18 protein-coding genes are annotated in these 24,922 nt (G+C 60.2%); 9 read left to right on the forward strand and 9 right to left on the reverse strand.

Going from position 1 to position 24,922, the window contains the following annotated elements:
- The first annotated feature begins 5 nt into the window (after positions 1-5).
- The 7 genes from HQ912_RS26270 to HQ912_RS26300 all read left to right on the forward strand — a co-directional run bounded on the left by HQ912_RS26270 (position 6) and on the right by HQ912_RS26300 (position 9,114).
- Positions 6-734: a class I SAM-dependent methyltransferase gene (locus HQ912_RS26270; protein WP_047225948.1), complete on the forward strand. Its 729-nt coding sequence runs from the start codon at positions 6-8 to the stop codon at positions 732-734.
- A complete protein-coding gene (locus tag HQ912_RS26275) occupies positions 731-1,213 on the forward strand; it encodes a DUF3261 domain-containing protein (RefSeq protein WP_173407463.1) in 483 nt (160 codons plus the stop codon). Before HQ912_RS26270 ends, HQ912_RS26275 begins: the two co-directional genes overlap by 4 nt.
- On the forward strand, positions 1,210-2,406 hold the full coding sequence (locus HQ912_RS26280; protein WP_173407464.1) for a beta-ketoacyl-[acyl-carrier-protein] synthase family protein: 1,197 nt from the start codon (positions 1,210-1,212) through the stop codon (positions 2,404-2,406). Before HQ912_RS26275 ends, HQ912_RS26280 begins: the two co-directional genes overlap by 4 nt.
- The gene (locus tag HQ912_RS26285) at positions 2,403-2,870 is read left to right on the forward strand and encodes a hotdog family protein (protein WP_092395582.1); all 468 of its coding nucleotides are present in this window, start codon (positions 2,403-2,405) and stop codon (positions 2,868-2,870) included. Before HQ912_RS26280 ends, HQ912_RS26285 begins: the two co-directional genes overlap by 4 nt.
- Entirely contained in the window at positions 2,867-3,595 is a 729-nt protein-coding gene (gene fabG, locus HQ912_RS26290; RefSeq protein WP_107321417.1) for a 3-oxoacyl-ACP reductase FabG, read from the forward strand. Before HQ912_RS26285 ends, fabG begins: the two co-directional genes overlap by 4 nt.
- Positions 3,595-4,821 (forward strand): beta-ketoacyl-ACP synthase, encoded by a 1,227-nt coding sequence (locus HQ912_RS26295; RefSeq protein ID WP_047225953.1) that lies wholly within the window; start codon positions 3,595-3,597, stop codon positions 4,819-4,821. Before fabG ends, HQ912_RS26295 begins: the two co-directional genes overlap by 1 nt.
- Before the next feature lie 240 nt (positions 4,822-5,061).
- Positions 5,062-9,114, forward strand: a complete 4,053-nt coding sequence (locus HQ912_RS26300) for a dermonecrotic toxin domain-containing protein (protein WP_173407465.1) — start codon at positions 5,062-5,064, stop codon at positions 9,112-9,114.
- Between the two features lie 91 nt (positions 9,115-9,205).
- On the opposite strand, the gene HQ912_RS26305 is transcribed toward HQ912_RS26300, so the two are convergent.
- Positions 9,206-9,499, reverse strand: a complete 294-nt coding sequence (locus tag HQ912_RS26305; RefSeq protein ID WP_107321415.1) for an addiction module antidote protein — start codon at positions 9,497-9,499, stop codon at positions 9,206-9,208.
- 262 nt (positions 9,500-9,761) lie between these two features.
- Between HQ912_RS26305 and HQ912_RS26310 the strand changes: the two genes are divergently transcribed.
- On the forward strand, positions 9,762-10,703 hold the full coding sequence (locus HQ912_RS26310; protein WP_173407466.1) for a lipid II-degrading bacteriocin: 942 nt from the start codon (positions 9,762-9,764) through the stop codon (positions 10,701-10,703).
- Positions 10,704-11,158: 455 nt separating this feature from the next.
- Here the strand turns inward: HQ912_RS26310 and HQ912_RS26315 are convergent, their stop codons facing one another.
- Complete coding sequence (locus HQ912_RS26315; protein ID WP_173407467.1) at positions 11,159-12,061, reverse strand: LysR family transcriptional regulator; 903 nt, start codon at positions 12,059-12,061, stop codon at positions 11,159-11,161.
- Between the two features lie 140 nt (positions 12,062-12,201).
- Between HQ912_RS26315 and HQ912_RS26320 the strand changes: the two genes are divergently transcribed.
- Complete coding sequence (locus tag HQ912_RS26320) at positions 12,202-13,455, forward strand: MFS transporter (RefSeq protein WP_256677059.1); 1,254 nt, start codon at positions 12,202-12,204, stop codon at positions 13,453-13,455.
- Positions 13,456-13,490: 35 nt separating this feature from the next.
- Here HQ912_RS26320 and HQ912_RS26325 read toward each other — a convergent pair whose 3' ends face one another.
- The 7 genes from HQ912_RS26325 to aroK all read right to left on the reverse strand — a co-directional run bounded on the left by HQ912_RS26325 (position 13,491) and on the right by aroK (position 24,921).
- Positions 13,491-13,847: a type II secretion system protein M gene (locus HQ912_RS26325; protein ID WP_260990056.1), complete on the reverse strand. Its 357-nt coding sequence runs from the start codon at positions 13,845-13,847 to the stop codon at positions 13,491-13,493.
- Positions 13,848-14,024: 177 nt separating this feature from the next.
- Positions 14,025-15,092 (reverse strand): uroporphyrinogen decarboxylase, encoded by a 1,068-nt coding sequence (hemE, locus tag HQ912_RS26330; RefSeq protein WP_047225959.1) that lies wholly within the window; start codon positions 15,090-15,092, stop codon positions 14,025-14,027.
- Between the two features lie 239 nt (positions 15,093-15,331).
- Positions 15,332-16,750, reverse strand: a complete 1,419-nt coding sequence (locus HQ912_RS26335) for an FAD-dependent oxidoreductase (protein WP_047225960.1) — start codon at positions 16,748-16,750, stop codon at positions 15,332-15,334.
- 33 nt (positions 16,751-16,783) lie between these two features.
- Positions 16,784-21,232 (reverse strand): glutamate synthase large subunit, encoded by a 4,449-nt coding sequence (gene gltB / locus HQ912_RS26340; RefSeq protein ID WP_047225961.1) that lies wholly within the window; start codon positions 21,230-21,232, stop codon positions 16,784-16,786.
- 349 nt (positions 21,233-21,581) lie between these two features.
- Positions 21,582-23,144, reverse strand: coding sequence for an AAA family ATPase (locus tag HQ912_RS26345; RefSeq protein ID WP_173407468.1), 1,563 nt, complete (start codon positions 23,142-23,144; stop codon positions 21,582-21,584).
- 10 nt (positions 23,145-23,154) lie between these two features.
- Complete coding sequence (gene aroB / locus HQ912_RS26350; protein ID WP_047225963.1) at positions 23,155-24,255, reverse strand: 3-dehydroquinate synthase; 1,101 nt, start codon at positions 24,253-24,255, stop codon at positions 23,155-23,157.
- 147 nt (positions 24,256-24,402) lie between these two features.
- Positions 24,403-24,921, reverse strand: coding sequence for a shikimate kinase AroK (gene aroK, locus HQ912_RS26355; RefSeq protein WP_003196983.1), 519 nt, complete (start codon positions 24,919-24,921; stop codon positions 24,403-24,405).
- Between the last annotated feature and the right edge of the window lies 1 nt (position 24,922).

Genomic DNA, 24,922 nt, shown 5'->3' on the forward strand with positions numbered 1-24,922 from the left:
CAGCCATGAGCTACCTGAGCGACAACTACGTCGAAGAGACCCGCTTCGGTTTCTGGTTCCTGCGCAGCCACACCTGGCAGCACCATGTCTTGCGGGTGGCGATCAATGACCTGCGCAACCTTTTCAGCGGCCCGTTGCCGGTGGCTCCGGTGCTGCTCGATGCCGGTTGCGGCCAGGGCAAGTCGTTCCAATACTTGCGCCAGGTGTTCGCGCCACAACGCCTGATCGGCGTCGACGCCGACCCTCACAGCCTGGACCTGAGTCTTGCGGAAGCCGCACGCCAAGGCATGGCCGTGGAACTGGTCGGCAGCGATTGCGCGACGTTGACGGTGCCTGATGACAGCGTCGACCTGCTGTTCTGCCATCAGACCTTTCATCACCTGGTGGAGCAGGAAAAAGCCCTCGCCGAGTTCTATCGCGTGCTCAAGCCCGGCGGCTATCTGATGTTCGCGGAGTCCACGGCGGCCTACATCGATACCTGGGTGATCCGCTGGCTGTTCCGTCATCCCATGCACGTGCAAAAAAGTGCCGCGCAGTACCTGGAGATGATCCGCGATCAGGGTTTCCAGTTCGAAGCCGCCAACGTCTCGTATCCCTATCTGTGGTGGAGCCGCGCCAGGGATTTCGGCCTTCTCGAACGCTTCGGCCTGCGCCGCCCGCGGCCCTTTGGCGAGCGGGAGGAAACCCTGATCAATGTAGTGGCCCGTAAACCCGTTGAAGGGACTGTCGAATGATTCGTGCGCTGCTTTTTGGCTGCTTGCTGTTGCTCGGTGCCTGCGCCAGTCAGGCGCCGCTGCCGGAACGCACACCAACCCTGGCACTGCCGCTGCAGTTGCATATCGAGCGGCAACTGGCCGGACAGCGCCAGGATTGGCTGCTGGTGATCCAGCGCGAAGGCGCCGGTATCCGCTGGTCGATGCTGGACCCGCTGGGCATTCCCCTGGCCCGCCAACGCCTGGTGGACGGCCAGTGGCAAGCCGACGGACTGCTGCCACCCAATGCCGAAGCCCGTGAGCTTTTCGCCGCGCTGTTGTTTGCCCTGACGCCTGAAACCGAGCTGCCGGGCAACTACCCCACCGCCCGGCAAGAGGCTCGGCAACGAACCCTGGGCCAACGCTGGCAAGTGCGCTACAAGCAACCGCTGGATTTTGAACTGGGCCTGCACGAAGGCCCGCACTACCGCATCATGCCGTTGACCGAGAGTACCCCATGACCGCTTATTTGAATGCCCTGGGGGTAATTTGCGCCCTGGGCCGGGGTAAAGATGAAGTGGCGCGCAACCTGTTTGCCGGCGACTGCGGCGGCGTGCGCGTGCAGGATGGCTGGGTGGCCGAACGTAAATTGCCGGTGGCCTCGGTGCCCGGTGAACTCGCTTGCATACCGCAATCTTTGATCGCGCACCGCAGCCGCAACAATCAGTTGCTGCTCGAAGCGGGGATGCAGATTCGCGATGAGATCGATCAGGCCATCCAGACCTACGGTCGCGCTCGCATCGGTGTCGTGCTGGGCACCAGTACCTCGGGCATCGAAGAAGCCAGTCAGGGCATTGCCCATTACCTGCATGAGCAGCACTTCCCCGACGGCTACGACTACCAGCAACAGGAGCTGAGCGCACCGGCCAACTTCCTTTGCGACTGGCTGGAGCTGAGCGGCCCGTCCTATGTGATATCCACCGCCTGCACATCCAGCGCCCGGGCCTTGATGAGCGCCCGACGCCTGCTCGACCTGGGCCTGTGCGATGCGGTGCTCTGCGGCGGCGTGGACAGCCTGTGCAAACTGACCCTCAACGGCTTTTCGGCCCTGGAAGCGGTATCGGGCGAGCGCTGTAATCCGTTTTCGGTCAACCGCAGCGGCATCAACATCGGCGAGGCCGCGGTGCTGTTTCTCATGAGCAGGACGCCGGGACATCCGGCACCGATCGCCTTGCTGGGTGACGGCGCCAGCTCCGATGCCCACCATATTTCAGCGCCGGAGCCCAGTGGTCGCGGCGCTCGCCAGGCCATGGAAAAAGCCTTGCGTCGCGCCGGCCTGCAACCCGGCCAGATCGATTACCTGAACCTGCACGGCACCGCCACGCAACACAACGACGCCATGGAAAGCCAGGCAGTGGCCGGGCTGTTTCCAGCGGGAGTGCCCTGTTCGTCGACCAAGCCCATGACCGGCCATACCCTCGGGGCCGCCGGGGCGCTGGAAGCGGCGTTCTGCTGGTTGAGCCTGAGTACGCAAAACACCGCCCAGGCCTTGCCGCCGCATGTCTGGGACGGCCAGGCCGATCCTGCACTGCCGGCATTGAAGTGGATCACTACCGACACCCGCCTGAACCCGACATCACCGCGCCGCCTGATGAGCAACTCGTTCGCCTTCGGCGGCAACAACGTCAGCCTGATTATCGGAGACGCCCCATGATTGACTGGCCGCTCGCCGAACTCCTGCCCCACGCCGGCGACATGATTCTCATCGACCGCGTCCTGGCGTTCGATGATGAACAGATCCACACCCTCGCCACTGTCAAGCCCGACGGGTTGTTCAGCCGCGACGACGGCGGGCTGCCGGCCTGGGTCGGCATTGAATTGATGGCCCAGAGCGTCGCCGCGTTTGCCGGTTGTCATGCACGCCGCCGCGGCGACGCCGTGGAGCTGGGTTTTTTGCTCGGCACCCGCAAGTTCGAATGCAATGTCGAATTTTTCCCGGCCGGGACCGAATTGACCATCCACGGTTTGCGCTCGCTGGAAGACGACAACGGCATGGGCGTGTTCGAATGCCACATCAACGCCCCGGGCATTCATGCCATGGCCCGGTTGAATGTGTTCCGGCCACCTCAGCCAGCCCACTACCTTCATGAACCGTCCGCAACAGGAAATACGCCATGACTGAATCCGTACTGGTCACCGGCTCCAGCCGTGGCATCGGCCGTGCCATCGCCCTGCGCCTGGCCCAGGCCGGGCACGACATCGTGCTGCATTGCCGCAGCGGGCGCGCCGAGGCTGAGGCCGTCCAGGTCGAAATCCAGGCGCTGGGCCGCAATGCCCGGGTGCTGCAATTCGACGTGTCGGACCGCAGCGCGTGCAAAACCATTCTCGATGCTGATGTTGAAACCCACGGTGCCTATTACGGCGTGGTGCTCAACGCCGGCCTGACCCGCGACGGCGCATTCCCGGCCTTGAGCGAGGACGACTGGGATGTGGTGATGCGGACCAACCTGGACGGTTTCTACAACGTCCTGCACCCGGTGATGATGCCGATGATCCGTCGGCGCGCCGCTGGGCGAGTTGTTTGCATCACCTCCGTTTCGGGGCTGATCGGCAATCGCGGCCAGGTCAATTACAGCGCGTCGAAAGCCGGCCTGATCGGCGCGGCAAAGGCGTTGGCAATCGAGTTGGGCAAGCGCAAGATCACTGTCAATTGCGTCGCGCCCGGACTGATCGATACCGCCATGCTCGATGAAAACGTGCCCGTGGAAGAACTGATGAAAATGATCCCCGCCCAGCGCATGGGTACCCCGGAAGAAGTCGCGAGCGCGGTGAATTTCCTGATGTCCGCCGAGGCCGGCTACATCACCCGGCAGGTCCTGGCCGTCAACGGAGGCCTGTGCTGATGAAGCGCGTCGTCGTTACCGGCATGGCCGGCATCACCTCTCTGGGCAGCGACTGGGAAACCATCGCCGCCAACTTCGCCGCCAACCGCAGCGGCATACGACGCATGGATGAATGGGACCGGTTCACCGAGCTGAACACTCGCCTGGCCGGGCCAGTCGATGATTTCCAGGTCCCGACCCACTGGACGCGCAAGCAACTGCGCAGCATGGGTCGTGTATCGCGCCTGGCCGTCGGCGCCGCCGAGCAGGCCCTGGCCGATGCGGGGCTGTTGGGCGATGAGTCGATCAAGGACGGTCGCATGGGCGTGTCCTGTGGCTCGTCTACCGGCAGTACCGACGAGATCAAGGCGTTCGGCAACATGCTGCTCAACAGCGTGGCCGAAGGGTTGAACGCCAACTCCTATGTACGGATGATGCCCCACACCACGGCGGCCAATATCAGTATCTTCTTCGGGCTTACCGGACGGCTGATCCCCACCTCCAGCGCCTGCACCAGCGGCAGCCATGGCATCGGCTATGCCTATGAGGCAATCAAGTTCGGTCGCCTGCCGCTGATGCTCGCCGGCGGCGCGGAAGAGCTCTGCCCGACCGAAGCGATGGTCTTCGATGCGCTGTACGCCACCAGCCTGAAAAACGACGCCCCGCAGACCAGCCCACGGCCCTATGACAAGGACCGCGATGGCCTGGTGATCGGTGAAGGCGCCGGCATGCTGGTACTCGAAGAACTGGAGCACGCCCTGGCCCGAGGAGCGCGAATCCATGCCGAAATCGTCGGCTTCGGCAGCAACGCCGACGGTCAGCACGCTACCCGTCCCGAACTGAGCACCATGCGCCGGGCCATGGAACTGGCCCTGGAAGATGCGGGCCTGGAACCTGCCGCCATCGGCTACGTCAACGGCCACGGCACCGCCACCGAACAGGGCGACATCGCCGAAACCCTGGCCACCAGCAGCCTGTTTGGCGAGCACATGCCCATCAGTTCGCAGAAAAGCTTTCTCGGTCATACCCTCGGCGCCTGCGGTGCGCTGGAATCGTGGTTCAGCATCGAAATGATGAACCGCGATCTCTACGTGCACACCTTCAACCTCGATGAGGTCGATCCCCAGTGCGGCAAGCTCGACTACCTGTGCAATGAGTTCAGGTCCATGAGCAACGAGTACGTGATGAACAACAACTTCGCTTTTGGCGGGGTCAACACCTCGTTGATTTTCCGCCGCTGGCGCTGAGCTGGATTGATATCCCTGTTACCCGTGATCAAGGAATGAGGGGCTGCGACCGGCATTGATCGGCTTGCACCTGGCAGCCAAAACAATCTGTGGGCGCAAAACTTGCTCCCACAGATGCAGTGGCTTCGACCGTTTCGTTCGTACACCGCCTGACGCCGCTGCAGGCGGTATCTATCTACCACCCTGCCTCCATTCTTCTCCCATAGGTTGCTCCTTCCGAAAATTTCTCAGGAAGAGAACATGCTGGAAGACAACCCGTTACAGACCGACAGTGCCATGGCCCCAAGCGCTGCGCTGATAAACCGGCTCAATGCCTCGCAGCAGCAGATGATCCACCTGAACGGCGCCGTTCCGCGTGCGTCGAAGGTGACAGCCCAACATATGGAGTACTGGCTGGCGAAAGCCTTTCCCAGCCTGGCGAACACTCTGGTAGCCAAAGACATACTGGTGTGCCGGCGGCAGGACGAGCCGACTTCAAAACGAACGGTGGTGCAGACTGTTCCCCTCGATACGCTTTTCTGGCGCGCGATCGCCGGCGAGATCAACGCGCACGAGTTCTTCCTCGAATTGAACAACATCGACATCGTCACGGGTAAGGACGATGCCACGCAAATGCCGGCAGTCCTCAATAGTCGTGACGCAAAGGAAGAGATCAAGCGGCGGATAAGCGTCACGCCCGCGTCTCATGCACGACTGCTGGAGCGGGCGCTGGAGCATTTTTGGGATAAACCTGCCGAGTTCAGCCAAAACCGCAGTGTCAGCGACTGGCTGGCCGATGAGTTCGGCACGCAACTCAAGGCACAGGCGGATCTCCACCGGCAGGACGCTGTGTTGAGCCTGCCAATGCACAAAGCGGTGGCGGACTTCGCCCTGTCGGCGCCGGACGGCGCGTCCCGTGCCAAGCTGGCGGAGCGTGTCCGGCCCGGGGTCTACGGTTTGAATCTGACCCCCGAAGGGTGGGGGTTCAGCGTACCGATGCCGGGGGCGGTTGCGCTGACGCAGCACGATAATGCCGATCATCCGGGGGGCGCGGTGCTATGCAGCCCGGGTAGCCCACTGGAGGTTTACGCTGACTTGACGGCGTTGAAGGCCCGCCTGGTGGAAGACGGCACTCAGGATACGGTGAGCACGGCGTCAATGGCGCAGAACTTTCTCGCTCGCCTGGTCACTGACCTGCGAGCGGCGCAGAAAACCGCCGTGAGCGAGGTTCTATCCAGCGGCCCGGCAGAGGGAGAAAGTCTCACCACCTGGATGGCCAGGATAGATGCGGCGGCGGACCTCAGGCACAAGCTGGATCTGGCTGGCGCCATGGACGAGCGCGAGTTACGGCTGAACCGGAAAAAACTGCACGACTGGCTGCACCGCGACCCTAACGTTATCGGCAGCGACCGTCTGGCCTGGTGGAAGGCCGTGCAGGACTTGCAGCAAACCCTGACAGATTCGCCACCACCGCCGGATCCGGTCACCCTGGCAACCCCTGACGCCCTTCATGACCGGACTCGCACCCTGCTTGCCAGGTTCATCAAGGAGAAGTACCCACCAGTCGATCCTGACCAGGTCTCTCTGAGTATCCGCAAGCATCTGCTCGATCCGCGCGCCCCGACAGGCGAGTCGCCATTCGGCTCCGGGCTCTCGTCGGGCAAGGTGAAGGGCCTATTTGATGACCGCCGCTCCCTGACGCAGTGGGCAATGTCCAACCTGACGCCGGAGGAACGCACGGCCAGCGACACCACGGTGGAAGGTCCGCTGAGTTTTGCGCAGATTGTAGAAGTCATTGAACGGGCAAACATCGGTGCCCGGCTCTCGCCCGCGTTGCAGCTCGCAGCCCGGGAGCAGCAAGCACAGTGGATGTCCCTGAAGGCCAAACAGATGCGGGCGCAGGCGTGGGCCGCCCATATCTCGGGCGACTTTACCCACGACAAGGACAATACCGGGCTGAACCTGGTGCTGGCGGCACTGGACAGCCCGACGCCGCAGGGGCGCAGCAAGGTCAACGGACACGAGGTGGTGGTCCGTCAGATCCAGTGGGGCGACAGCGTACTCAAGGAGTTGTTGGCCTTTGGGGTGAAGACCCTTGGCAGCCGGCCTTCGTTGACCCTGTACACACCAGAAGCACCGGACGGCAAGCAGTTCAGGGACGTCGATGCCGGAAGCGACCGGGAGCTGGAGGCGGCCCTGGTGCGGACGCTCACCGCCACGCCGGAAATGACCCGCTGGCTGATTTCGCACCTGCCGCTGCTCAAGCAAGCCGATCAGCTTGCCAGCCTGGTGCCGTCCGCGGAAAACCTGACCCTCAACGAGAAGATCAAGAAAGTGACGCAACCCACGTTCTCCTGGATCAAGCACAGGGTTCAGGACGACTTCGCATTGAAAGTCTATTCGCCCGTGGTTAAAGGCAACCTTTTCAAAGCGCTGCATGAGACGCAGATCACCCAAGCGATCCAGACGGCGGACCTGCTGACCGTGACCAACGCCGAGCGCGACAGCACAGCGGCACAAGATGGGCGCAGGACTGCAGTCATGCTACTGACGGGGGCGATGTCAATGTTCTATGCAGGCCGGCTGGGTGGGGTACTGGGCCGCGCGATTCTGCCCGTGATGACCGGCGGCGCTGCGGTGTCGGCGATAAAGGATGAAGGGGGCAGCTTCAGCCAGTGGACGAGTGATCTTATCAGCGGGCTCGGTGAGGTACTGGCAGAGGGCGGTCAGGACCTGATCATGTCCCGCGCGGCACGGCGCCGAGGTAAGCCTCGCCCGGCGCTCTCAGCCTTGCCCCGCATGCCGGACCCGGAGCTCGAACCGTTCATCCTCAAAGGGTTCGACGGCAAGGGACTGGTGCCCGAGGGGCGCAATCGGTACAGGGACGCCGGTGGGCAGGGCTATCTGAAGCTGGGCAAGGACTACTGCAAAACCGCCATACAAGCAGGCGAACGAATCATCTACGGGCCGAACAACCGTACCGACCAGCGGACGGTAACCTGGGAAAATGGCCGCTGGCAGATCGAAGAACCAAAACGGCTGCTCGGTGGTGGAGTCATACAAAGCCTGTTCGGTCGGACTCCGGAAACCCCGCAACAGAAAACCTATAACGCGTTGGTAGAGGGCGTCCTCGTCGACCATCAGTGGCCGTCTCGGGCAGTGGTGAATACGGCAAAAAAAGTCATCTACTCGATGCCCGAGGAACTGGCAGAGCGTATCGTGCGCGAGAGCATGAATGACATCCACGTACGCGACATAGACACTTATCGCTCACGAATAAACTGGATAAACAAAGGACACCAGGACCTCACGCAACATAAAAAGGCCCACGACAGCCTGCTGTATAAATACAACGTATGGCAGGCCGTCGACTACTGCACCAGAGACATCGACTCCCAGGCAAGAGGGATCCAGCTGACGGCCGCTCAAAAGATAAAAGTATTCGACATGACCCTGCCGCTGAAAAGGGAGCTTTTCGACAGCGAAGGCAACTTCAAGATGATGATGTCCTCCTTGCCCGACAATCTCACCGGCGCGTCATTCATTACCATCATCCCTGAACAGGGGAAAAAGAAAGCCGCCATGACTAAAATCCAGGACGATATTCATGACGTGGTCGAGGCAGCGGAAAAGCGCGTCTGGGTCGATCTGGGCGAACGGTACTCAGGGACGGGACCCGAGGTGGAAGCGGCCAGGGAACAATATAAACAGAACCCTGAAAATTTCCGGGCGTATAAAAGTAACAAACTCAGCGCGTTCAGGGACGAGATGAAAAAAAGACACAAGCCCGGCCTCCTGACCGAAATCCGCAACCATAAGATTCCTTATGTCATCGTCAACAAGGGCAAGTCGCAGCGGAAAACGTTATTGGTCACCGGCGAGGACATCACGAACTTCAGTAAAAACCTCTCGAACTACGACACGTTTGATATCGAGGTCGTGACCCAAGTCCCGACGAAGAAAGTCACCGGCAAGCCTGCGGCCGCGACCGCCCCCCTCGCTGTTGCGGAAGGCCCGGTTGTCGCAGACAAATTTTCGACAAGCACCAGCCTGCTGGCCGAGTCACAGATGTCATATGACACTTTTACTGAGGCAGCCAAAACGAAAATAACGGAAATCATGGCTGACATTCGTGCAGGCCGGGTCACCACCAAGCGCATCAACCGGTATTACTGGTACGACATGGCGCAACTGTCACCCGGGAGTGGCAGAGGCGCATGGCGCGCTGCCTTTGAACGCAAGGGCGATACCTGGACCCTTCAAGGGTTTTATGACTATCACGTCAATAGGCCTGCGACGGTTTGGGAGGGTTAAGGAATACGGTAAATAGTTGGGCCGATGCTGAGGCTGTAACGAAGAAGGGCGCCTTATGGCGCCCTTCACAAACAGACTGGCTTGTCATTCATCATGCTGACCTGTTCAGGTGCTGGCATGCAGTTTCAGTCCCAACGCTTTGACAACTTTTCAAAATAGTGCCGAACTCAGGATTTCCTTCCCCCGACAAGGCGCGGTAAAGATTTTCCCGGGACAGCCCGGCATCACGGGCCAATTCCGCGAGCTCGTGCAATGGTTCCCAAGGCTTTGCGATGAATGCAGGATCGTCTCCTGCCTCCTCCATGCATGCGTCCAGGTAGTTAGCCATGTCCTCTTCGGTCTTGAGGTACTCGGCAGAGTCCCAGCGAGTGAGTTGTTCGGTCATGGGTTTTGCTCCTGCCAGGATTTCGCTGCGCCTGGTCTGTTTCTCAGGAGGGTACTGAATTCGTCGCCAAGCCTAGGCAGGCAACTTCCGCAACTTTCGTAATCCATTTCCCAAGCGGCCATTAGGTCATTGAGCCAACTCCTGCCCTATGCTTAAGTAAAAGTCCAGACAAACATACAAAACTACAAAACTACAAAACTACAAAACTACAAAACTACAAAACTACAAAACCTCAGACTTTAAACTCAAAAGGATTTGAACCATGAAACAGAAAGAAATCACTTTACCCGCCACTGATATCACGGGCACTTGGAGAGGTTCCTTAGGTGGATACTGGTCTACGGACGGAATTATCATTGACGGAACTTATATATATCCACCTCCTCAACCCGACGTATTGACAGAAGATGATGACCTCTACATAACCGACCTTATAAAAACTCAAACGGGACTGGATGATTTCACCTTCAACCTTAGAATCCTCGACAAAGCCATAAACCATAAAAACGCCTACGGCGCAATAAAAGACATATGGCGAATTGTCGAAAAAGAGCGCGGCTGGGTAGCACCTTACTGGCGTATAAATGATGTATTTTTTAAAAACAAAATGATTAGCTTCAGCCTGGCTGATGCGCTTGAAAGAAGCGGCTTTACGTCTAGAGAAGCCATCATCGCTGTGGCCAACTCAAAATACGCCCGCAGTACAACATTCAAACTCGAAACACCAAAATTATCTGGAGGCACATTCAGCCCAGTAAAAGCATTAGCACACTATTTATGGGGGAAGGGTGAGAAGCTCGAAGTCGACATAAATAGCATTGGCTTACAAATAAAAGAACACAACCTGTCTTTATTAAAACAGACCATTGAACATACCAAGACACCCGGAAAGTATCACCTCGTGGATCCAAAGGTGGGTTATGACACCGGTAGAGACAGTTGGATCAGTGGTGCTTATCTGGGGCGAATCACTCTTCGCGTCGAAGGTGACTTCATTCGCCACAAGGACACCTCCTGGCAATTTCTGGGAACAGTCAAGGCCTACCATGATTTTTATGATTTCAATAAAAGCAATAGACCGCTGGCACTGGAACAATTAACTACCGCCGGCAGGGTTCTACCAGGAAAAAGTTACGAAATCGATATATCAGGCGAACACAAAATACACTTGATAGGGAAGGGTTTCCAGACCCCGAATTTTTAAGCGAAACGCCATGACCATGGGCAACACTTTGTTATCGACAATGAGATAAATCATGAAAACCCACAACTATTTATCGCTCTATTTAATCAGCCTTTCAACCACTCCATTCATCGGCGGCTACAATTTATACTCGAACTTCACAAACAATCTTTACGCTGCCGACCATGATATTATCGCCATCCCATTTTCAGCGATTATTGGCACCCTACTCATATCACTACTATGCCTTCTCTTCCAGCACCCTTATCGCTTGAAAAAAATAAACAATTCGCCCAGCAACCTCCTCACAAAGCTCGCGAGCTACGTCTCCACCGCTTTAACCGTAGCCATATTGGTCCACCATGTAAGCTACTGGACATCCCCACACCACTTGCAGATTTTCAGCATATTCTTAATCACTCTCTGCCTTTACATTTATTACCAACTTCAACTTTATGGAGTCATCGGTACCTACTCTAAGAAACAGACAAATCCACGACATTAGTCAACAACTCCACAAACGCCCTTGCCATCGGCGAGCACTGATCCTTGCGTTGCACCAGCCACACCGCCGACATTGCCGCCGGATCAAGCAGTGGCCGGTAGACCACGCCGTCAATACGCATGCGCTGGTAGGACGCCGGCAGGACCGAGACGCCCAGCCCCGCCGCCACCAGGCCGATGATGGTCATGGCCTCACCGGCCTCCTGGGCGAAGTTCGGGCTGAAGCCGGCGTCGCGGGCCAGGCTCAGGAGTTGTGCATAGAGGCCGCTGCCGTAGCTGCGGGGGAAGAACACGAACGGTTCCTGGGCCAGTGCAGAGAGGAACAGGCCCCCTTCGCTGCCCTGGGCCAGTGGATGCTTGGAACTGAGCACGGCCACCAGCGGCTCGCGGCTCAATTCGATCTCCCGCAGGGAGTCGGGCAGCGGCAAGGGCCGCATGATGCCCACCTCGATTGCCTCGTCCACCAGGGCGTCAGCCACTTGGGTGCTGCTCATTTCCCGAAGGTTCAGGTGTACAGCGGGAAAGCGCTGGCGAAACGTGAAAATCGCCTGGGGGATGGTGGAGTTGAAAGGCGCCGATGATGTGAAGCCGATTTTCAGCTCGCCCAGTTCGCCCAACTCTGCGCGGCGGGCGACATCGGCGGCCTTGTCGACCTGGGCCAGCACCTGTCGGGCCTCCTCGAGAAACAAACGTCCGGCTTCACTCAGTTCGACGCGACGATTGGTGCGATTGAACAGCCGCGCGCCGATCTCTTGCTCCAGTGCCTGGATCTGCTGGCTAAGGGGCGGCTGGGAGATGCCCAGCGCCAGCGCGGCGCGACCAAAATGCAGTTCTTCGGCAACGGCTATGAAGTAACGCAGATGACGCAGTTCCATAAGAAATCCAATAGGTCGTAGAACGTCTTAAACAGGTCGAACAATATATTGGATAGAAACATTAACCGGCTATATGCTTTTTCCATTGCCTGCCTGGTCGTGCTCCTGCGAGGTTCACCGTGAAAACTGCTGTCGCTCCACTGGCCCATGAGATCCCTCCGCCTGCCGATGATGGCGTCACCGGACGCAAAGACATCTACATCGAAAAAGGCACACCGTTGTTCATGCGTACGGTGCTGGCGTTGTTTTGTGGCGGTTTTGCGACCTTCGCCCTGTTGTATTGCGTGCAACCGATGATGCCGCTGCTCTCCGAAGAGTTTTCCATCAATGCCGCCCAGAGCAGTTTGATCCTGTCGGTGGCGACCGGCCTGCTCGCCGTCGGGCTGCTGATCACCGGCCCGATTTCCGATCGCATCGGCCGCAAGTCAGTGATGGTCGCGGCGCTGTTTGCCGCGGCGTTGTGCACCATTGCCAGCGCGATGATGCCGACCTGGCAGGGTGTACTGGTGCTGCGTGCCCTGGTGGGGCTGTCATTGAGCGGCGTGGCGGCAGTCGCGATGACTTACCTGGGTGAAGAAATCCATCCCAAGCACATTGGCCTGGCGATGGGCTTGTACATCGCCGGCAACGCCATTGGAGGCATGAGCGGCCGCTTGATCGCCGGGGTGCTGATTGACTTCGTCAGCTGGCACGCCGCGATGCTGGTGGTCGGTGGCCTGGCCTTGATCGCGGCGGCGGTGTTCTGGAGGATTCTTCCCGAGTCACGCAATTTCCGCCCCCGCTCGCTGCATCCGCGCAGCTTGCTGGACGGTTTCACCATGCACTTTCGCGATGCCGGGTTGCCGCTATTGTTTCTCGAAGCTTTCGTATTGATGGGTGCATTCGTGACGCTGTTCAACTACATCGGCTATCGCCTGCTAGCCGGGCCTTATCACTTGGACCAGGCCTTTGTCGGGTTGCTCTCGGTGGTCTACCTGTCGGGTATCTACAGCTCGGCGAAAGTCGGCGCACTGGCCGACAAACACGGCCGTCGCAAAATGCTCTGGGCGACCATCGCGCTGATGCTGGCCGGTCTTGCGCTGACCATGACCACGCCGCTGTGGCTGGTGATCCTGGGCATGCTGGTGTTCACCTTCGGCTTCTTCGGCGCTCACTCGGTCGCCAGCAGTTGGATCGGCCGCCGCGCAACCAAAGCCAAGGGACAGGCCTCGTCGTTGTACCTGTTCAGCTACTACGCCGGCTCCAGCGTCGCAGGTACGGCTGGCGGGTTAGCCTGGCATCTGGGCGGATGGAACGGTGTCAGCCTGTTCATCGGCGGCTTGCTGGTGGTGGCGTTGCTGGTGGCGGTGAAACTGGCGAAGTTGCCGGTGTTGCCGGGCAACGCTCAGGTTTGAGCGGACACTGTTCAGGCGCTGGCCCGCCGCTCAAGTCATTGCCCCAACACCATCCGCGCGTCCAGGACACCGTTGCGCACTTCCAGGCTCAGCACCTGCAAGGTGGCGCCGTCCCGCTCGTGTCGGTCCAGCCAGTCGAGCAGTCGATTGGCATCGCCACTGACGGCAAGCCGTAACGAATCACCGTCGATCTCCAGCTCCGCCAGCTCCAGCCCCGCGGCCGTCGCACTGTCGTTGATCCTGACGGACAAAGAGCTCGTGGCGGTCGTAGCGCCGGTGGGTTCCTGGCGCTGGATCCGGGCAGCGAGTTCGGCCTGCTGCCAATACTGACGCTCGGCCAGGTCGAGCCGATGTCGGGTGGGCTGCCAGATCGAGGTAAATAGAAGGAACAATCCCTGAATCTATTTTTCCGAGTTCAGAAGAAAAACTTCTTACAGGCAAAGTTAGTTATTAAACAAAAGAAAACAGGCAAACCGATAAAGATAACCAACTTGTTTCATTGAATAATTAACAGGCAAAAAAAAGCCTGCCTGGAACGAATCCCGACAGGCTGGATGAGCGAGCTACGATCAGTCGTGGTATTGCGCCGACAACTCATGCACCGCGCGCAGGAAAGCACCGGCGTGTTCCGGATCGACTTCCGGCGTAATGCCATGGCCAAGGTTGAACACATGACCGCTGCCCTTGCCATAGCTGGCGAGGATGCGCCCGACTTCGGTGCGGATGGCTTGCGGTTTGGCGTAAAGCACAGTCGGATCCATGTTGCCTTGCAGAGCGACTTTGCTGCCGACACGCTCGCGGGCGTTGCCAATGTCGCAGGTCCAATCCAGGCCCAGGGCGTCGGCACCGGCATCGGCGATGCTTTCCAGCCACAGGCCGCCGTTCTTGGTGAACAGGATCACCGGTACTTTACGACCTTCATGTTCGCGGATCAGGCCGCTGACGATCTTGCGCATGTAGGCCAGGGAAAACTCCTGGTACGCCGCCGCCGAGAGATTGCCGCCCCAGGTGTCGAAGATCTGCACCGCTTGCGCACCGGCCAGGATCTGCCCGTTGAGATAGGACGTCACCGACTGGGCCAGCTTGTCCAGCAGCAGGTGCATGGCTTGCGGGTTGTCGTAGAGCATCGCCTTGGTCTTGCGGAAGTCTTTCGACGAGCCGCCTTCGACCATGTAGGTGGCCAGGGTCCAGGGGCTGCCGGAGAAGCCGATCAGCGGCACGCGACCGTTGAGTTCTCGACGGATGGTGCTGACCGCGTCCATGACATAACCCAGGTCCTTCTGCGGATCGGGGATCGGCAGGGCTTCGATGTCGGCCAGAGTGCTGACGACTTTCTTGAAGCGCGGGCCTTCGCCGGTCTCGAAGTACAGACCCTGGCCCATGGCGTCGGGAATGGTGAGAATGTCGGAAAACAGAATCGCCGCGTCCAGCTGCGGGTAACGATCCAGCGGCTGCATCGTGACTTCGCAGGCGAACTGGGGATTCATGCACAGGCTCATGAAGTCGCCGGCCTTGGCCCGACTGGCGCGGTATTCCGGCAAGTAGCGACCGGCCTGACGCATCATCCACACGGGGGTGACGTCTACGGGTTGCTTGAGCAAAGCACGGAGGAAACGGTCGTTCTTCAGGGCAGTCATGTCGGCATCCGGAAAAAAAGTGCGGGCATTTTCTCAGAGCGCGACGCAAAAGGCACGGCAAGAGCCGTGCCTTTTATCTATCGGGGCAATTTGTCGCGGTATCAGGCAACACCTAAACCACTGTGGGAGCGAGCTTGCTCGCGATGAGGGCATCACATTCAACATTTTCGTCGACTGATTCGCCGCTATCGCGAGCAAGCTCGCTCCCACATTTGATTGCATTCCCATTCAGGAAATGATCAGACCCCCAAGTAATCCAGAATCCCTTCCGCCGCATTGCGGCCTTCGAAGATCGCCGTCACCACCAGATCGGAACCCCGAACCATGTCGCCGCCGGCGAAGATCTTCGGGTTGCTGGTCTGGTGCTTGTACTGGCCCTGTTCCGGGGCCACGACGCGGCCCTGGCTGTCGGTCTGGATGCTGAACTGCTCAAACCACGGCGCCGGGCTTGGGCGGAAGCCGAAGGCGATGACCACGGCATCGGCCGGGATGATCTCTTCGGAACCGGGGATCGGCTCAGGGCTGCGGCGGCCACGGGCGTCCGGTTCGCCGAGACGGGTCTCGACCACCTTCACGCCCTCGACCTTGTCTTCACCGACAATGGCGATCGGCTGGCGGTTGTAGAGGAACTTCACGCCCTCTTCCTTGGCGTTCTTCACTTCTTTGCGCGAGCCGGGCATGTTCGCTTCGTCACGACGATAGGCGCAGGTCACCGACTTGGCGCCCTGGCGAATCGAAGTGCGGTTGCAGTCCATCGCCGTGTCACCGCCGCCCAGCACCACGACCTTCTTGCCTTTCATGTCGACGAAATCTTCCGGCGACTTTTCAAAGCCCAGGTTGCGGTTGACGTTGGCGATCAGGAAGTCCAGCGCGTCGTAGACGCCCGGCAGGTCCTCGCCGGCAAAGCCGCCCTTCATGTAGGTGTAGGTGCCCATGCCCATGAATACGGCATCGTACTCTTCGAGCAGTTGCTCCATGGTCACGTCCTTGCCTACTTCGGTGTTCAGGCGAAACTCGATGCCCATGCCGGTGAAGACTTCGCGACGATTGCTCAGCACGGTCTTTTCCAGCTTGAACTCGGGGATGCCGAAGGTCAGCAGGCCGCCGATTTCCGGGTTCTTGTCGAACACCACCGGGGTCACGCCACCGCGCACCAGCACATCGGCGCATCCCAGGCCCGCCGGGCCGGCCCCAATGATCGCCACGCGCTTGCCGGTCGGCTTGACCTTGGACATGTCCGGGCGCCAGCCCATGGCGAACGCGGTGTCGGTGATGTACTTCTCCACCGAACCGATGGTCACCGCGCCAAAACCGTCGTTGAGGGTGCATGCACCCTCACACAGGCGGTCCTGCGGACACACCCGGCCGCAGACTTCCGGCAGGGTGTTGGTCTGGTGGGACAACTCGGCGGCCTGGAGGATGTTGCCCTCGGCCACCAGCTTCAGCCAGTTGGGAATGAAGTTGTGCACCGGGCACTTCCATTCGCAGTACGGGTTACCGCAGCCCAGGCAGCGGTGGGCCTGGTCGGCCGACTGCTGGGGTTTGAAAGGCTCGTAGATTTCCACGAACTCTTTCTTGCGTTGACGCAACAGTTTCTTCTTCGGATCCTTGCGCCCGACATCGATGAACTGGAAGTCATTACTCAGACGTTCAGCCATTGTTAAAACCTCATCAAACTCTTCAGGCGCATATCACTGCGGGTTGGCACGGGTGCTGGAAAGCAACGATTTCAGGTTGGCAGCCTTGGGCTTGACCAGCCAGAAACGACGCAGATAGTCATCGAGGTTTTCGGCGAGTTCACGACCCCACTCGCTGTCGGTTTCCTCGACGTATTCGTCCAGCACGCGCTGCAAGTGGCTGCGGTAGGCTTCCATCGCCTCGCCGCTGATCCGCTGGATTTCCACCAGTTCGTGATTGACCCGGTCAACGAAGGTGTTGTCCTGGTCGAGCACGTAGGCGAAACCGCCGGTCATGCCAGAGCCGAAGTTGTAACCGGTCTTGCCCAGGACACAGACGAAACCACCGGTCATGTACTCGCAGCAATGATCACCGGTGCCTTCCACCACAGTGTGGGCCCCGGAGTTACGCACGGCGAAACGCTCGCCCGCGGTGCCGGCGGCGAACAGCTTGCCGCCGGTAGCGCCGTACAGGCAGGTGTTGCCGATGATGGCACTGTCCTGAGTCTTGTAGACGCTGGCCTTGGGCGGAACGATGACCAGTTTGCCGCCGGTCATGCCCTTGCCCACGTAATCGTTGGCATCGCCTTCCAAGTACATATTCAGGCCACCGGCGTTCCAGACGCCGAAGCTCTGGCCTGCGGTGCCCTTGAAGCGGAAGGTGATCGGCGCCTTGGCCATGCCCTGGTTGCCGTGCTTGCGCGCGATTTCGCCGGAGATCCGCGCGCCGATGGAACGGTCGCAGTTGCAGATATCCAGGTCGAACTCGGCACCACTGAGGTCGTTGATCGCCGAAGCGGCCATGTCGACCATCTTCTCGGCCAACTCACCCTTGTCGAACGGCGGGTTGCGATCAACCTGGCAGAACTGTGGCTTGTCCGCCGGGATGAGATCGCTGCCCAGCAACGGCGTCAGGTCCAGGTGATGCTGCTTGGCGGTCTGGCCCTCGAGCACTTCCAGCAGGTCGGTACGGCCGATCAGCTCTTCGAGCGAGCGCACGCCCAGCTTCGCCAGCCACTCGCGGGTTTCCTCGGCGACGTAGGTGAAGAAGTTCACCACCATGTCGACGGTGCCGATGTAGTGGTCCTTGCGCAGCTTTTCGTTCTGGGTCGCCACACCGGTAGCGCAGTTGTTCAGGTGGCAGATGCGCAGGTATTTGCAACCCAGGGCGATCATCGGCGCGGTGCCGAAGCCGAAGCTCTCGGCGCCGAGGATGGCCGCCTTGATCACGTCCAGGCCGGTTTTCAGGCCGCCGTCGGTCTGCACCCGGACCTTGCCGCGCAGGTCGTTGCCGCGCAGGGTCTGGTGGGTCTCGGCCAGGCCCAGTTCCCACGGCGCGCCGGCATATTTGATCGAGGTCAGCGGCGATGCGCCGGTGCCGCCGTCATAGCCGGAGATGGTGATCAGGTCGGCATAGGCCTTGGCCACACCGGCGGCGATGGTGCCAACGCCGGCTTCTGCCACCAGCTTCACCGAGACCAGTGCCTTCGGGTTCACCTGCTTGAGGTCGAAGATCAGTTGCGACAAGTCTTCGATCGAATAGATGTCGTGATGCGGCGGCGGTGAGATCAGGGTCACGCCGGGTACTGCGTAACGCAGCTTGGCGATCAGGCCGTTGACCTTGCCGCCGGGCAGTTGGCCGCCTTCGCCGGGCTTGGCGCCCTGGGCAACCTTGATCTGCAGCACTTCAGCGTTGACCAGGTACTCCGGTGTCACACCGAAGCGGCCGGTGGCCACCTGCTTGATTTTCGAACTCTTGATAGTGCCGTAGCGCGCCGGGTCTTCACCGCCTTCGCCGGAGTTGGAACGCGCGCCGAGGCGGTTCATGGCTTCAGCCAGGGCTTCATGAGCTTCCGGAGACAAGGCACCCAAGGAGATACCGGCGGAATCGAAGCGCTTGAGCACCGATTCCAGCGGCTCGATTTCGCTGATGTCCAGCGGCGTGTCCAGGGTCTTGACCTTTAGCAGGTCGCGAATCATCGACACCGGACGGTTGTCCACCAGCGAGGTGTATTCCTTGAACTTGCCGTAGTCGCCCTGCTGCACGGCGGCTTGCAAGGTGTTGACCACGTCCGGGTTATAGGCGTGGTATTCGCCACCGTGGACGAACTTCAGCAGGCCGCCTTGCTGGATCGGCTTGCGCGGGCTCCAGGCTTCGGCCGCCAGGGCTTTCTGTTCGGCTTCGATGTCGACGAAACGCGCACCCTTGATGCGGCTCGGCACGCCACGGAAGCTCAGCTCGCAGACTTCTTCGGACAGGCCGATGGCCTCGAACAGTTGCGCACCGCGGTACGAAGCGATGGTCGAGATCCCCATCTTCGATAGGATCTTGAGCAGGCCCTTGGTGATGCCTTTGCGGTAGTTCTTGAACACCTCATAGAGGTCGCCCAGCACTTCACCGGTACGGATCAGGTCACCCAGCACTTCATAGGCCAGGAACGGATACACCGCCGAGGCACCGAAACCGATCAGCACCGCAAAGTGATGCGGATCGCGAGCGGTGGCGGTTTCCACCAGGATGTTGGAATCGCAACGCAGGCCTTTTTCGGTCAGGCGATGGTGCACCGCACCGGTGGCCAACGACGCGTGGATCGGCAACTTGCCCGGGGCGATGTGACGGTCGGTCAGCACGATTTGGGTGCGACCGGCGCGCGCGGCTTCTTCAGCCTGGTCGGCAACGTTGCGGATCGCCGCTTCAAGGCCGACGCTTTCGTCGTAGTTCAGGTCGATGACCTGACGCTGGAAACCCGGGCGGTCGAGGTTGGTCAGCGAGCGCCATTTGGCCGGGGAAATGACCGGCGAACTGAGGATGACACGCGAGGCGTGTTCCGGCGACTCCTGGAAGATGTTGCGCTCGGCACCGAGGCAGATTTCCAGGGACATCACGATCGCTTCGCGCAGCGGGTCGATCGGTGGGTTGGTCACCTGAGCGAACTGCTGGCGGAAATAGTCGTACGGCGTACGCACGCGCTGGGACAGCACGGCCATCGGCGTGTCGTCGCCCATGGAACCGACCGCTTCGTAGCCCTGCTCACCCAACGGACGCAGCACCTGGTCACGCTCTTCGAACGTCACCTGGTACATCTTCATGTACTGCTTGAGCTGATCGACGTCGTAAAAAGCCGAACCGTGATCGTTGTCCTCCATGGTCGCCTGAATGCGCAGGGCGTTCTTGCGCAGCCATTGCTTGTACGGATGACGGGACTTGAGACGGTTGTCGATGGCGTCGGTGTCGAGGATCTGGCCGGTTTCGGTGTCCACGGCGAAAATCTGGCCCGGGCCCACACGGCCCTTGGCGATGACGTCTTCGGGCTGGTAGTTCCAGACACCGATTTCCGAAGCCAGGGTGATGAACCCGTTGGTGGTGGTTACCCAGCGCGCCGGACGCAGACCGTTACGGTCGAGCAGGCACACGGCGTAGCGGCCGTCGGTCATGACGATACCGGCCGGGCCGTCCCACGGTTCCATGTGCATGGAGTTGTATTCGTAGAACGCACGCAGGTCCGGGTCCATGGTCTCGACGTTCTGCCAGGCCGGCGGCACCAGCATGCGCACGCCACGGAACAGGTCGATGCCGCCGGTGACCATCAGTTCCAGCATGTTGTCCATGCTCGAGGAGTCCGAGCCCACACGGTTGACCAGCGGGCCGAGCTCTTCCAGATCCGGCATCAGATCGTTGGCGAACTTGGTGCGACGGGCCAGCGCCCAGTTGCGGTTGCCGGTGATGGTGTTGATCTCGCCGTTGTGGGCGAGGAAGCGGAATGGCTGGGCCAGCGGCCATTTCGGCAGGGTGTTGGTGGAGAAGCGCTGGTGGAACACGCAGATCGCGGTTTTCAGGCGCTCGTCGCTCAGGTCCGGATAGAAGGCGGTCAGGTCCGCCGGCATCATCAGGCCTTTATAGATGATGGTCTTGTGGGAAAAGCTGCAGATGTAGTGATCGGTGTCGGCGGCGTTGGCCACGGACGAACGACGACGGGAGCTGAACAGCTTGATCGACATGTCCTGGTCGCTCAGACCTTCGCCCGCGATGAACACTTGTTCGATCTGCGGCAGACGCTCAAGGGCCAGGCGGCCGAGGACGCTGGTGTCGATCGGCACCTTGCGCCAGCCCACCAATTGCAGGCCGGCGGCCAGGATCTCGCGATTCATGTTTTCGCGAGCCGCTTGGGCCTTCACCGGGTCCTGATTGAAGAACACCATGCCCACCGCGTACTGCTTGGGCAGGGTCACGCCAAACGTTTCCTGGGCAATGGCACGCAGGAACTCGTCAGGCTTTTGAATCAGCAAGCCACAACCGTCACCGGTCTTGCCGTCGGCGTTGATCCCACCACGGTGGGTCATGCAGGTCAGGGCCTCAATGGCCGTTTGTAAAAGGGTATGGCTGGGTTCGCCCTGCATATGAGCAATCAGGCCGAAACCGCAGTTATCCTTGAATTCATCTGGTTGGTACAGACCTGCTTTCATAGACACTTTCTCACCAGGCTGCCTCTTATCGAGGCAAATTTCTTTTCAATTCAGCCAGTTGCGTGCCGCGCCGAACGTACGCCAGCTTTGCGGGGGCAAAAGGGAGGTCATTGTACACACCGACACAAGGGCTCACAAATTTGACGACGAAACGTCGCAAATCCATGTCGCATTTGTGAAAGGTTTAAAGCTATACGCTGTGCTAGTCAAAACTTTTTTGGGTTCGACCGCTGCGACTCAAACGCTACTGTGACGCAGACACCACAAGGCGCGCGGCCTGAAAGGTCGCTCGCCCTTGCGGAAATTTTGAGGTGCCGGGAGAGGCGGCCTGGGTAAGGCCGCCGAATCTTCAGCGAGTTGCTGCCAGTTCCTGTTGGACGCTGGCGACAGTGCGAGGCCAAGGTTTACCAGCCTGAACCTTCGCTGGCAAGGCCTTGATGGCGGAAACGGCTGCATCACGGTTGGCGAAATTGCCGTAGGTGATGACATAAAGCGGTTTGCCGTTGAGCATTTTCTTGAAATAACGGTACTCGCCGCCCTGCTCCTTGACGAACTTTTGCGCAGACGCTTCGGAGCTGGTGCCGAGGATCTGTACCACGTAGCTGCCTGGAGCCTGACCGGCGTACCAGTTACCGCCAGCGGCCTGAGTGGCCGGCTTGGCGGCCGGGGCTGGAGCAGGTTTGGCGGTGGCCACCTGGGCGGGAGCCGGCGCAGGCTTGGCAGCCGGAGCGGGCGCCGGGGCTGGGGCTGGAGTTGGAGTTGGCGCCGGGCCAGCCGGCACACCCGCCGGTGGGGCGCTGGTGGTCACGGTTGGCGGCGTATCGCTGGTGTCATCGATCGGTGGTGGCGCGCCGTCATCACCCTCGGTGATACCGCCAGCGGCCTCAGCCAAGGGACTGCGCATGACCGGTTGCGACTGGCCGACCAGCGGCAGCGGCATCGGCTGGGTGTTACCCGCGAACTCCACCTCCGGGGCAGCGCCATTGGGCTGCGCGGCGTCCTGGCCCAGCGGCAGTTGTGCCTGCTCGTTGGCGGGTGCGCCGGTGGTCGGCGCCTTGCTGCGACCCGGCATCAGCCAGGCGGCGGCGATCGCGACCACGACGACGGCGGAAATCGCCAATACGTGTTTCTTCGGCATGTTGAACCCCATACTTGGACGCTTTACCGCTGAGCGGCTGGCAATCATGACTTCGATGAGAGCATCGCGGGCCACCTGGTTAATATTTCCAGGCCAGCCATCGGAGCTTTCGTGAATCTCAGAGATCTGATCCGCGGTGAAAAGTTCGATGCCCCGACCGGCGCCTTCAAGGCGTTGGGCCAGGTATTCACGGGTTTCTTCTTCGGTGTAGGGCGCCAGCTCAATGACGTGGAAGCGCTCTTGCTCAAGATTCAGCTGCTCCAGATCGGCGATCAGCGACGACTCACCAAACAGGAAGACGTGGGGACGGCCTTCCGGCGCACCGGCAGCCAGAGCCAGCAAGGCTTCCAGGGCCGACTCGTCGAGTTGCTCGGCGTCGTCCACCAGCAGATAGACTTCCTGCCCGGTCAGCGCCAGTTGCACGATCTGATCCAGAATCGCACCGACTTCAGCCTGGGCGACATTCAGCGCCTGGGCCACCTGACGCAACACACCGGCTGCATCACCGGCGCCGCGAGCCGACACCACCACGCTTTGCACCGACTGCTTGTTGGTGCTGGCCACCAGGGCCTGGCGCAGCAAGGTCTTGCCGCTGCCTTGAGGGCCGGTGACCACCAGCAACAGCTGGCTGTAACGCGCCAGGTGATGCAACTGGCCCAGAACCGGTTTGCGTTGGGCGGGGAAAAACTTGAAGCCTGGAACCCGTGGCGCGAAAGGGTCATGACTCAACTGGAAATGGCCGAGGAAAGCCTCGTCGGCATGCAAACTAGTCATCGGAATCTTATTAACCTTTAAGCTGAGCCAGGGCGCGATAATCCGCTCCCAGCGTGGCCTGTAGAACCTCTTTCGGATAATCGTCGGTCACCACAGCTTCGCCCATGTGGCGCAGCAGCACCAGACGCAGGCGACCGTCGATCACTTTTTTGTCGATTGCCATGTGTTCGAGAAAATCGGCTTCGGTCATTTCTTCGGGCGGGATCACCGGCAACCCGGCGCGCTGGAACAGAGCAATACCGCGATCGCGCTCCTGTTCACTGATCCAGCCCAAACGCGCGGACATCTCCAGGGCCATGACCGTACCGGCCGCAACCGCTTCGCCATGGAGCCAGACACCATAGCCCATGTGGGTTTCGATGGCGTGGCCAAAGGTATGCCCCAGGTTGAGCGTGGCGCGCACGCCCGACTCGCGCTCATCGGCACCGACCACCGCAGCCTTGGCCGCACAGGAACGTTCGATAGCGTAGGTCAGCGCAGCCTGATCCAGCGCACGCAGGCGGTCGACGTTTTCTTCCAGCCAGCCCAGGAACGGTTCGTCGCAGATCAGCCCGTACTTGATGACTTCAGCCAGCCCCGCAGACAGCTCGCGGGCGGGCAATGTATTGAGGGTCGCGGTGTCGATCAGCACCACGTTGGGCTGGTAGAAAGCACCCACCATGTTTTTGCCCAGCGGATGGTTGATCCCGGTCTTGCCGCCCACCGACGAGTCCACCTGGGACAACAGGGTCGTGGGGATCTGGATGAAATCAACACCGCGCTGATAGCAAGCGGCGGCGAAACCGGCCATGTCGCCGATCACGCCGCCGCCCAAGGCCACCACCGTGGTGCGGCGGTCATGCCGCGCGGTCAGCAGGCCATCGAAAATAAGCTGCAGGGTTTCCCAATTCTTGAAGGCTTCGCCGTCAGGCAGCACCACGGAAATGACCGAGAAAGCCGACAGGCTGCGGGTCAGACGCTCCAGATACAAAGGTGCGACGGTTTCGTTGGAGATAATCGCCACTTGCCGTCCGGCGATATGCGGCGCCAGCAAGTCGGGCCGGTCCAGCAAACCTTCGCCAATGTGAATCGGGTAGCTGCGCTCGCCCAGGTCGACCTTAAGTGTCTGCATGTGTCCCCACAGTGAAGATGGAATCAGGCGTCCTGCCTGCAATTAACGAAAGTCCACGGTGCCTGTTGTGATGTCAATCGATGGCCATCGGCCACGTCCCGGCGAGCCATGACGGGACGCCGAGGATAGCGCATTTCCCGCGACGCATTAACGGGGTGGCAGTTGCTGCAGGCGATCAAGAATGTCCAGCACCACCATTCGCGGCGGCCGCTCGTCGGTTTCCACCACCAGATCAGCGATCTCCCGGTACAGCGGATCACGCAGCTCCAGCAGGTCGCGCAAGGTCTTGGCCGGGTCGGCGGTACGCAACAGCGGACGGTTACGATCCCGAGCGGTGCGACCCACCTGCTGCTCGACGGAGGCGTGCAGATAGACCACTCGTCCGCCGGCATGCAATGCCCGACGATTGGCCTCGCGCATCACCGCGCCGCCACCGGTGGCCAGCACCACACCGTCGAACGCGCACAGTTCGGCGATCATCGCCTGCTCACGGTCACGAAAGCCGGGCTCGCCTTCCTTATCGAAGATCCATGGGATATTGGCACCCGTGCGCAATTCAATTTCCTTGTCGGAATCTTTGAATGGCAGGCGCAGCTCTTTGGCCAGCAAACGGCCGATGGTGCTTTTTCCAGCGCCCATCGGCCCAACAAGAATCAAATTTCGCACA

It is taken from the genome of Pseudomonas sp. MPDS (assembly GCF_013283895.1).
GTDB lineage: Bacteria > Pseudomonadota > Gammaproteobacteria > Pseudomonadales > Pseudomonadaceae > Aquipseudomonas > Aquipseudomonas rhizophila.